The following is a 10,424-nucleotide window of genomic DNA, read 5'->3' as shown; positions in this document are numbered from 1 at the left end:
TGGTCAACCGGAGATCCCGGAAATATCCGAAACGAGGGAGGCCATTCTGGTTCGATACAGAACTCTACAAGAAGCGCAGTGCGGTAGAGCGGTTCTTCAGCTGGATTGAAGCGTTTAAGAAGATTGTCCCACGATACGAGCGGTATGAGCACTCATTCATGGGACTGATTCACCTGGCATGCAGCGTCATGATTGCGAGAGTATTGGGATGACCTCTATCTAATAGCGCCTACAAACGTCTCATGCTACATCATACAGCGCTATTAATAAAACCACAGTATACATAAACAAACCACTCAAGACGGATAATAACGATGTGTGGTATGTATCTGTCAATCGGGAGGTAATAGATTATGGTTAAACCATTTGTTCTGGTCAATCTCAAGACCTATCAGGAAGGTATGGGCCACAACGCCCGCCGGATCGCCGTTGCGGCCGAGACCGTGGCGAGAGAGAGCGGAGCCGTGATCGGCATCGCGCCGATCTTCACCGAGATCCGCCCGCTGAGCCAGCACCATGCGATCCCGGTCTACGCCCAGCATATCGATGCGATCGCCACTGGCGCCCATACCGGCCATATCCTCCCCGAAGCGGTCAGGTCGGCGGGCGCAAGCGGCACCCTGATCAACCACTCCGAGCGCCGCCTCACCCTGGCCGATATCGACGCCTGTGTCCAGGCCGCCCGGAGGCTCAACCTTGAATCGGTCGTCTGCACGAACAACGACGCGACGAGCGCCGCCGCCGCCGCCCTCAAGCCCGACTACGTGGCGGTCGAGCCCCCGGAACTGATCGGGAGCGGGGTCTCTGTCTCGAAGGCCGACCCCGGGGTCATCGAGCGGTCGGTCAACGCCGTCCGGGCGGTGAACCCGAATGTAAAAGTCCTGACAGGAGCGGGCATCCAGTCGGGCGAGTGCGTCAAGATCGCCATCGACCTCGGGACGTGCGGCGTCCTCCTCGCCTCAAGCGTCGTCAAGGCCGAAGATCCCGAGGCGGTTCTCCGGGACCTGGTCTCGCTGCTCTAGAAGGTTCTTCACGGTTAAGGGCTTCCGAATCGGACTCCACATCCTTCGTGTGAGGTGCGCGAGGTAGAGGATAGAAGCAACGGCAGAGTCTCACGCGAAGACCCGATTTGGCTATGAGCAACTCCTCTTCGCGGCTTCGCGTCTTTCGCGTGAGACCTCGTCGCTGTCCCCGTAAACTATCTCACGCGAAGCCACGAAGAACCGAAACAAGTGTCACGTAATCAACGATATCAGGTCGTGCTTGGTGATCACACCCCGCACCTTCCCCTTCTCGATGACGATGACCGCGTGGTTGTGGTGCAGGAGGTGGACGACCGTATCGATCGGCGCCGTCGGGGGAACCGTCGGGAACCCGGGCTCCAGATAGTCCCGCACCAGTTTCCGGTGCGTCTGGTGGAGCCCTCCCTCCTCCATGGCGTTCATGATCGCCGACTCGGATATACACCCGACGGGCACCCCGTTCTCAAGCACCGGCAGCTGGGAGATACCGTTCTTGCCCATGATCTCGACGGCGCGGCCAACGGGTTCGTCCAGGCCGACGGAGAGCACGGGGGTGTGCATCACGTCGGCCGCCGTGATTGCTGAGTGCTCCGCTGCGCGCAGGACTTCCACGATCTTGGCGAGCGTGCTCACCCTCGGGTCCACGCTCCCCGCCTCGATCCGCGCGACCATGGACTGGCTGATTCCGGCCATACGGGCTACATCAGCCTGTTTTAAGCCCATTCGGAGCCGTTTTTCCCGCAGTTCCGCCGGGGTTGGTATCTCCATCTTATTACTATAGGTAATTTTTTTACATATATATTTGCCTGTAGGCACTGGAGAGGTTAATATACCCCCGGGCGCATGAGAGAGTATGGCCGTAACGGAGGAAGAACAACAGGCCGTCCTCGCGAAGGTCAGGGATATCCTCTCGACCATCCATACCCGGGACGCCGTCCGGAGCGAATTGGAATCCCTCGGGTTCGAGGTCAGGGCGGAGCACGGCGACGTCGTATCCATGGAGAACGCGCCCGCCGAGATCTTCGTCCATATATCCATGAACGACCGGGACGAGATCGTCGACTCACACGTCGTGACGTTTGAGGAGATCGACCTGAAACCGCGGGGCGGCTGAAGCTCCATAACGGTTTCATCGAAAAGAGCTCGCGATTGTGAAGAGTGGGAGGAGTAAGCCTCCTTCTGTTCGGTGCGGCATTCAGCTACGCGCCATACCTGGGCGGATACCAGACGATCCATAAGCCCGATTCTGGCTTGCACCCGCAGGGATTCACCGTTTCATCGTTTCCCGCCGCTACGTTCAACGAGTTGCGCGGAAACCCGCGCCGCTCGCCCCCGGACGGGGGCTCGATCGTTTCATCACTGACGGCGGGCCGTGTCGTTTCTGTGTCATTGCCGTGACTCTCGCCACCCGCACTTGCATGCGGCTGCGTGTCTGGCCGGTGGGAGGACTTTCCTCAGCGGCACAAACATGTGCCACCGTCGGCCGCACTCTCCCTCTCCCATATACTATTTCACCCCGGGAATATATACCCGTGCGGGTGCTCCGCCCGGGTTCATTCCCAACCGCCGGAAATAGAACCAATCTGCGGGCGTTTCCGGATCGGCCGCGCATACCAGAGACGCAGATAAGTTTTTATACCGGCTCCCGGGTCTTACCATTGGCGTTACCATGGGGGGAAGCGAAGTTCATACACACCTGGAGCTTGCGGCAATCTTTGCGGCGTTCGTCGCCGTCACGACACTCTTCTCGCTCGTCTCGTCCGGAGCGGGCGGCATGAACGGCGGCTCAGAACCGGATCCGGATATGTATCCCGCCTTCGCCGCAGGCGAACCGTACCTCGAACAGGTTGGAGAAGTCACCGGCTCCTCGTCGATTCCGGGGCTATCCGGGATCTACGTCGATACCGTCGCCGTCCGCGTCGCCCATACCGGGGAAGGCGATCCGGTCGACCTTGCCCGGGCCACCGTGACGGTCATGGCAGGGACCTACCTCGAGATCCTCGCCCCGTCCGGAGACGTCCTCCCTCAACCGGGGACGTGGTCGGCGGCAACGCCCGGGGGCGACAACCTCCTTGGTGCCGGGGAAGAGTGCGTGATCCACCTCTGCCTCGACCGGCCGATTCCCGCGGGCGAGACTCTGACCGTTCTGGTGCGGCCCGAGGGCAACGCGCCCTGCTCCATCACCTCTTCGCCCGGGGCTCCCGCTTCCTCTTCTCCCGAGAAAGACTAAAAGTATTCAATATCATACAACCCATTTTGATGGAAATGCTGACCCCGGAAGAAGGCAGAACGGCAGTTCGACTGGCACGGAGCGCCATCGAGAACGCCGTCGACGGCGAACGAATGGTGCTGCCCGATCCCCCTGAGGTCTTCAGGGATAAGCGCGGCGTCTTCGTCACGATCAAGCGGCAAGGACAACTCCGAGGATGCATCGGCCTCCCCTACCCGGTAAAACCGCTCGGTGACGCGATCGTCGAGGCGGCAGCATCGGCGGCTCTCGAGGACCCCCGGTTTCCCCCGGTATCGCGGTCGGAACTCGGCGACCTCGATCTCGAGGTGACGGTGCTCACGCTTCCCCGGACGCTCGACTGCCCGCCACAGGAGCGCCCCGACCATGTCGAGGTCGGGAAGCACGGCCTGATCGTCAGCGGCCTCGGGAGAGGAGGTCTCCTCCTCCCGCAGGTCCCGACCGAGTACGGCTGGAGCAGCAGAGAGTTCCTCGACCAGACCTGCGTCAAGGCCGGGCTCCCGCCCGGGTGCTGGAAGCGCGCCGATGTCGCCGTGCAGACGTTCGAGGGGCAGATATTCGAAGAAAAGGCGGTTTAACCCTAATGGCAATTACGTTTGAAGTCATACACAAAGATATCGCGGGAAGGGTCGGCAAACTCAGGGTGAACGATAAAACAGTCCGGACGCCCGCGCTCCTCCCCGTCGTCAATCCCCACCTCCCCCTGGTCACCCCCCGCGAGATGCGGGAGATGGGCGTCGAAGCGCTGATCACGAACGCCTACATCTTCAGGCGGAGCACGGAGTACCGCGATCGGGCGATCGCGGAAGGGCTTCACGGCGTCCTCGACTTCGACGGCGTCATCATGACCGACTCGGGCTCGTTCCAGCTCTCCGTCTACGGGGAGGTCGAGGTGAGCAACCAGGAGACGCTCGAGTTCCAGCAGGCAATCGGAAGCGATATCGTCGTCCCCCTGGACATCCCCACCCCGCCGGACGCGGGGAGGGAGAGGGCGGCACGAGAACTCGGGGTCACGATGGAGCGGATCCGGGAGGCACAGGCCCTCTTCCCCGACGCGAACCTTGCCGGGCCGGTGCAGGGCGGCATCTTCACCGACCTCCGCGAGGAGGCGGGCCGGGCCGTCCGTGACCTCGGCTTCACGTTTGCTCCCGTCGGGGCCGTGGTGCCGCTGATGGAGAGTTACCGCTACAAAGAACTCGTGCAGGTCGTCCTTGCGGCGAAACGCGGCCTCTCCCCGGCGACCGCGGTCCACCTCTTCGGCGCAGGCCACCCGTCGATGTTCGCCCTCGCCGTCGCGATGGGCTGCGACCTCTTCGACTCGGCCGCATACGCCCTCTTCGCGCGGGAAGGGCGCTACATCACCCCGCACGGGAGCTTCAAGATCGACGAGCTCGCGGAACTCCCCTGCGCCTGCCGGGTCTGCCGCTCGATGACCGCCGACGAGCTCCGGAAGTCCGACGACCGGGAGCGGCTGCTCGCCCTCCACAACCTGCACGTCACCCTTGCGGAGATCGCCCGCATCCGGCAGGCGATCCAGGACGGGACGCTCTGGGAGCTGGTCGACGAGCGGTGCCGGAGCCACCCGCGCCTGCTCGACGGCTACCGGGAACTCCTCGCTCACACTGCGGAACTCGAACGCGACGACCCCGTCTCCAAGCGGAGGTTCTTCTACCGGGGCTCGGAGACCTGCCGGAGAACGGAGGTGCTCCGGTTCCATGAGGTTATCGGCCGGATCTCCGTCAGTGAGCGGGTACTCGTCTCATTCGATGGGAAAGCAGTTCCCGGGTTCGATACCGTCCTGAACTTCAAACCACCCTTCGGGCCGTATCCGGTGGAACTCGCGGAGACCTTCCCGGTAGGGCAGAGCGAGGTCCCGGAATGGGACGACGATATGGTCAGGTCGGGATGCGCGGGCATCCGCTCGCTGATGGAGGCGCACCCGGAGAGCCGGTTTGCTGTCCGGTGCGGCGAGGAGTGGGCGCGTCTCGTGCTTGAAGAGGTGCCCGGTGCGGAGGTGCTCTATGAGCAGGTATGAGGCGCAAAAACGCGACGGCCTCGCCCGGATAGGAACCTTCGAGCACGAAGAGGCGAGCGTATCCCTCCCCGCCGCCCTCGATACGGACGCCCTCTTCCCCACGCTCCGTGACCGTATTCTCTCGAACGTCCCGCTCGCCATCGACCCGGCGTTCGTGGAGAACTACTTCAGCCCCGGCGAGGGGCAGCCGGCGACCGTCCACCCGCTCGCCGCCTCGGCGGAGTCCGGCGACTGCGTCATGGTGGCGAACTGGCATACCGCGGAGAAGAACCCCCGGAACTACGCGGGATGGCTTGCTGCCTTAAAAGAGAAACTCCCACCGGATACTGCGTGGTATGCCCCGGCCGCGGCGCTCCCCTCGACCGCCTGCCTCCTCGTCTACTCGGGCTTCGACCTCTTCGACTACCGGGGGGTCGACCTCGCCTCCGCGCAGAAGAAGTTCTGCCTCCCCGAAGGCGAGTTCCCCGCATCGATGATGGAAACCGGGGTCTGCGGGTGCGAGGGCTGCCGGGAGGGCGACCTTCTGCGGCACAACCGTCTCGCGCTCGACCGCGAACTCGCCCTTGTGCGCCACTACATCGAGTCTGGACGGCTCCGGGAACTGATGGAGGCCCGGTGCCGCACGGACGCCGCGCAGGTCGGCATCCTCCGGTTCCTCGACCGCAACTACGCATTTATGGAGCGTTCCCTCCCGGTGGTGCGGTCGGTGCCGATGCGGGCAAACACCGCCGAGTCGCAGAACCGGGCGGAAGTCCGGCGGTTCGCCGACCGGGTGATCGAGCGGTTTGTCCCGACCAGAACGGACGTCGCGGTCCTCCTCCCCTGCTCGGCGAGGAAGCCCTACTCGCTCTCCCGGAGCCACAAACTCTTCATGAGCACCGTGGACCGGCGGGCGCACGAACTGATCGTCACCTCGCCCCTCGGCCTCGTGCCGCGAGAACTCGAGCGGGTCTACCCCGCCGGCCACTACGACGTGCCGGTGACCGGCTACTGGGACCGCGAGGAATGCGCCTTCATCGCCGATATCCTCGCCCGCTACTTCGCCGCCCACCCCTACCGGAGGGTGATCGCCCACCTCGAGGGCGGAGCGCTTACCGTTGCGGAGATGGCGGCGGACGCCTGCGGGTTCGACCTCGAGGTGACCTGCACGGGTCACCCGACGGCGCCGGAGTCTCTTCGCGCCCTGAATGCCGCCCTCGAAGGCGAACGGCGGATGCAGACCGACATCATCCGCGGCACGGTCTCCTGGCAGTTCGCGACCGATATCAACACAAAGGGCCTCCAGATCCGGGGGAAGAGCATGCAGATGGCGGTGCTCCGCGGAAAGCAGCAACTCTTCAGCATCGACCCCGGGACCGGGCTCTTCCGCCCGACGTTTGAGGGCTGGGACCTGATCCCGGAGGGCTACCGGATCAGGATCGATGAGTTCGTGCCGCAGGGCGATGTCCTTGCCCCGGGGATCACGGACTGCGACCCCCGGATTCGAGAGGGCGACGAGGTGCTCGTGGAAGGGCCGCTCGCTATCGCCACCGGACGGGCGATGATGGGCGCGGACGAGATGCTGCGGTCGAAGCGCGGGGTCGCGGTGCGGGTGCGGAAGGTGAAGAAGATCGGGGAGTGAGGGTGGCCCGCCCCCGCCTTTATCATATAGAACTCATCCAATAGCCCCCACCCCGCCCGGCCTCCAGCCTCCTCATTCGCACCTGCGGTGCTTAAACTCCTGCTGTTCCAGCAGTCGTTCCCCGCCCCGGGGGCGGGGGCAGTGCGTGACGATAGCCGATGGAAAGCCGTGTCCCGGGAGCGAGTTGGGCTTCAGTTTTTTTTCGGGCTCTCCCCATGCAGTGGACCGTGGGGGTATCGCCATTGGGGGTGGGGCTGACGGGGAGGGGGGTGCAGCCCCCCTCCCCTGTCTCTACCTTGTATGCGGACATCTGTAACCCCCACCCCGCCCGGCCTTCGGCCTCCTCCCCCGCCCCTGAGGGGCGGGGGCAGTCATGGCGATACCCCCTTGAAATCCGTGTTACAAACACGTGCGAGTAGCAAGAACTTTAACCCCCGCCAGAAGGTCAAACTCGTGCCGCAAATCCCAACTAAAAAAAAAGACAGGATCCCCTGCCCTGAAAGCCCTTACTTCCTCGGAACGAGCTTCACCGCCGTCCCGTAGGCGAGGAGTTCGGCTGCCGTCGCCATCGTCTGGGACGTCGTGAACCGGACGTTCACCACCGCATCGGCGCCGAGATCGCGCGCGGAATTGACCATCCGGTTGTATGACTCCGTCCGGGCGTCGGCGAGCATATCGGTGTATTCCTGGAGCTCGCCGCCGACGAGGCTTTTTAAGCCCGCAGTGATATCCTTCCCTATATTCTTCGTCCGTACGGTGTTGCCGAAGACCACGCCGAGGATCTCTCCCACAGCGTAGCCCGGTACCTCTGCAGTCGTCGTCAGTATCATGCGTCACTCACTCTTTGATCGCTTCGATGGTCTCCTCGCGCCCCCGCCATACGATCAGCGCGAGGCCGATCACGATGAGCGGGATGCTGTAGATGAGGAGGAACGGGAGCCCCAGGACCGCGATGATTGCGATCGCCGCGCCGATGGCGGTCAGGGCAATCCCCCAGATTACCTGGTTCCGCATATCCATCTTCTGTGACGGATCAACGGATAACCGTTCGCGTTTTTTACTCCGCATTCATCTTCGCTCAGGCCGGTCATGGCGTATGGTTCAAGACGGAAGAGCTGCAGTAAAGAGGCTGAAGTTACAATATGTACGAAATGTTCAGGTATATCTTGACGCCAAGATCGACCAACGTCATCAGGAGTGAATCAGTTGTATAAGATAGATGCGGCGACAAAACTCGCCGACCGGGTTTACGAATACTGGATACGTGCGCCGCAGGTGGCGCAGCACGCACGGGCGGGTCAGTTTATCATCCTCCGCCTGCACGAGGCGGGCGAGCGGATACCGCTCACCATCTCCGCGATCAGGGGGGACACCGTCCGGGTGATCTTTATGACCGTCGGCAAGACGACTGAGGAGCTTGCGACCCTCGGCGCGGGCGACAGCATCAGCGACGTCGTGGGGCCGCTCGGAAAACCGAGCGAGATCGGCAACTACGGCACCTGCTGCGTCATCGGCGGCGGTGTCGGGATCGCAAGCACCCCCCTCATCGCGAAGGAACTGAAAAGTGCCGGCAACCACGTCATCGGGATCATCGGGGCGAGGAGCGCCGATCTCCTCATCCTCGAGGACGAGATGCGCGAGATCTGCGACGAACTCCACATCACGACCGACGACGGGAGCAAGGGCGTTCACGGGTTTGCGGCCGACGTCCTGAAGAAACTGCTCGCGGAGAGGAAGATCGACCGGGTCTGGATCATCGGCCCCGCCATCATGATGAAGGTCACCGCCGGCGCGACGGTTCCCTACGGCGTGAAGACCTACGTGAGCCTCAACCCGATCATGGTCGACGGGACAGGGATGTGCGGCTCCTGCCGGGTGACCGTCGGGGGAGAGACGAAGTTTGCCTGCGTCGACGGCCCCGAGTTCGACGCGCACCAGGTCGACTTTGCTGAACTGATGCAGCGGCAGCGAATCTACACCGGGCAGGAGAAGGCCTCGCTCGAGCGGTTTGCGGAGCACCGGTGCCGGTGCGGCGAAGGAGGCCACCACCATGAGTGACCGGCCTGCCGACGTCCGGATCAAGGACTTCAAGGAGGTCGATGGCGGCCTCTCCGCCGACGAGGCGATCGCCGAGGCGGAGCGCTGCCTGCAGTGCAAGAAGCCGCTCTGCGTGAAGGGCTGCCCCGTCTGCATCGACATCCCCGCGTTCATCGGGCACGTCGCGGAAGGGAACTTCCCCGCGGCCGCACGGGCGCTCAAGGAGCAGAACATGCTCCCCGCCATCTGCGGCCGGGTCTGCCCGCAGGAGACCCAGTGCGAGGGGGTCTGCATCCTCGGCAACAAGGATACCCCGATCCGGATCGGCGCGCTCGAGCGGTTCGTGGCCGACCGGGAGCGGGAGAGCGGCGCCGAACTCCCCGAGACGGCAAAGCCGACCGGGAAGCGCGTGGCGGTCGTGGGCTCCGGCCCCGCCGGGCTGACGGCCGCGGCCGAACTCGCCCGCGCCGGCCACGCCGTCACGATCTATGAATCGCTCCACGAGGCCGGCGGCGTCCTGACCTACGGCATCCCCGCATTCCGGCTCCCGAAGGACGTCGTCAGAGCGGAGATCGACCAGGTGCTCGCCCTCGGTGCCCGCCTGAAGAAGAACCACCTCGTGGGGAGGAGCGTCAGCACGGACGAACTCCTCGGCTACGACGCGGTCTTCCTCGGAACCGGGGCTGGGCTTCCTGCGTTCATGTGCATCCCGGGAGAGAACTTAAACGGGGTCTACTCGGCAAACGAGTTCCTGACGAGGGTGAACCTGATGCACGCCGATGCGTTCCCCGAGTCCGACACGCCGGTCCTGCACGCCGCCCGCGTCGCGGTGATCGGTGGCGGAAACGTCGCGATGGACGCGGCGAGGGTGGCTCGCCGCTTGGGCGCGAAGGTCTCGTTGATCTACCGCCGGGGCGAGGAGGAGATGCCGGCACGGCGGGCCGAGGTCGTCCATGCAAAGGAGGAGGAAATCGAGTTCTACACCTGCGCGAACCCGACCCGGATCCTCGGCGAGCAGTCCGTCACCGGCGTCGAGTGCGTGAAGATGTCCCTCTGCGGCATCGATGCGAGCGGCCGCCGATCTCCGGAGCCGATCGAGGGGAGCGAGTTCACCCTCGACGTGGACATGGTGATCCAGGCGATCGGGACGAGCCCGAACCCGCTCCTCGTCTCCCTGATCCCGGGGCTCGAGCGCGGCCGGAGGGGCAACGTCGTCGTCGACAAGAACGGCCGGACGTCCATCCCCCACGTCTACGCCGGCGGGGATATCGCCACCGGCGCCGCGACGGTGATCGAGGCGATGGGCTCGGCGAAGAAGGCGGCGGCGGCGATCGACGCGATGCTGAAGGGAGAGTAAGGCCCTCCCACAGGCCTGACGTCGGGGGGTCCCGGTTCACCGGCCGGGATCCACATCGTCATTGCATGGTGGCGGAGCGGTCCCATCCTCTCAGACGTCATTCA

At 64.0% G+C, this 10,424-nt stretch carries 11 protein-coding genes, 1 other RNA gene and 1 pseudogene; 9 read left to right on the top strand and 4 right to left on the bottom strand.

Translation table 11 applies throughout. The features are described from left to right. Positions 1-212: pseudogene (locus L21_RS10530) on the top strand (IS5-like element ISMt1 family transposase); the annotation flags it as partial. Between the two features lie 141 nt (positions 213-353). Beyond that, positions 354-1,022 carry a triose-phosphate isomerase gene (gene tpiA, locus L21_RS10525; RefSeq protein ID WP_074370421.1) on the top strand — a complete coding sequence of 223 codons (669 nt, stop codon included), beginning with the start codon at positions 354-356 and terminating at the stop codon, positions 1,020-1,022. Positions 1,023-1,235: 213 nt separating this feature from the next. On the opposite strand, the gene L21_RS10520 is transcribed toward tpiA, so the two are convergent. Further along, positions 1,236-1,790 (bottom strand): CBS domain-containing protein, encoded by a 555-nt coding sequence (locus tag L21_RS10520; protein WP_074370420.1) that lies wholly within the window; start codon positions 1,788-1,790, stop codon positions 1,236-1,238. Positions 1,791-1,875: 85 nt separating this feature from the next. Between L21_RS10520 and L21_RS10515 the strand changes: the two genes are divergently transcribed. Beyond that, a complete protein-coding gene (locus L21_RS10515) occupies positions 1,876-2,136 on the top strand; it encodes a hypothetical protein (protein ID WP_074370419.1) in 261 nt (86 codons plus the stop codon). A 42-nt stretch (positions 2,137-2,178) separates the two neighbouring features. Here the strand turns inward: L21_RS10515 and rnpB are convergent. Next, positions 2,179-2,521: RNase P RNA component (rnpB, locus tag L21_RS10510), an RNA gene on the bottom strand. Positions 2,522-2,691: 170 nt separating this feature from the next. Between rnpB and L21_RS10505 the strand changes: the two genes are divergently transcribed. The 4 genes from L21_RS10505 to arcS are packed head-to-tail and all read left to right on the top strand — an operon-like array spanning position 2,692 to position 6,926. Next, complete coding sequence (locus tag L21_RS10505) at positions 2,692-3,252, top strand: hypothetical protein (protein WP_074370418.1); 561 nt, start codon at positions 2,692-2,694, stop codon at positions 3,250-3,252. A 29-nt stretch (positions 3,253-3,281) separates the two neighbouring features. Beyond that, positions 3,282-3,848: a TIGR00296 family protein gene (locus L21_RS10500; protein ID WP_074370417.1), complete on the top strand. Its 567-nt coding sequence runs from the start codon at positions 3,282-3,284 to the stop codon at positions 3,846-3,848. Positions 3,849-3,853: 5 nt separating this feature from the next. Then, positions 3,854-5,305, top strand: a complete 1,452-nt coding sequence (gene tgtA, locus L21_RS10495; RefSeq protein ID WP_074370416.1) for a tRNA guanosine(15) transglycosylase TgtA — start codon at positions 3,854-3,856, stop codon at positions 5,303-5,305. Further along, positions 5,292-6,926 (top strand): archaeosine synthase subunit alpha, encoded by a 1,635-nt coding sequence (gene arcS, locus L21_RS10490; protein WP_074370415.1) that lies wholly within the window; start codon positions 5,292-5,294, stop codon positions 6,924-6,926. The genes tgtA and arcS overlap by 14 nt, the downstream gene beginning before the upstream one ends. Before the next feature lie 506 nt (positions 6,927-7,432). Here the strand turns inward: arcS and L21_RS10485 are convergent. After that, positions 7,433-7,756, bottom strand: coding sequence for a YbjQ family protein (locus L21_RS10485; RefSeq protein ID WP_074370414.1), 324 nt, complete (start codon positions 7,754-7,756; stop codon positions 7,433-7,435). A 7-nt stretch (positions 7,757-7,763) separates the two neighbouring features. Beyond that, entirely contained in the window at positions 7,764-7,940 is a 177-nt protein-coding gene (locus tag L21_RS14190; protein WP_178377721.1) for a hypothetical protein, read from the bottom strand. Positions 7,941-8,123: 183 nt separating this feature from the next. On the opposite strand from L21_RS14190, the gene L21_RS10475 reads away from it, so the two are divergent. Then, positions 8,124-8,984: a sulfide/dihydroorotate dehydrogenase-like FAD/NAD-binding protein gene (locus L21_RS10475; RefSeq protein ID WP_083608948.1), complete on the top strand. Its 861-nt coding sequence runs from the start codon at positions 8,124-8,126 to the stop codon at positions 8,982-8,984. Then, positions 8,977-10,320, top strand: a complete 1,344-nt coding sequence (gene gltA / locus L21_RS10470) for an NADPH-dependent glutamate synthase (protein WP_074370434.1) — start codon at positions 8,977-8,979, stop codon at positions 10,318-10,320. Before L21_RS10475 ends, gltA begins: the two co-directional genes overlap by 8 nt. Positions 10,321-10,424: the final 104 nt, after the last annotated feature.

Origin of the sequence: Methanoculleus chikugoensis (genome assembly GCF_900095385.1) — an archaeon.
Classification (GTDB): Archaea; Halobacteriota; Methanomicrobia; order Methanomicrobiales; family Methanoculleaceae; genus Methanoculleus; species Methanoculleus chikugoensis_A.
Note: the sequence above shows the minus strand (reverse complement) of the source record. Positions and strands in the feature narration are given on the sequence as shown.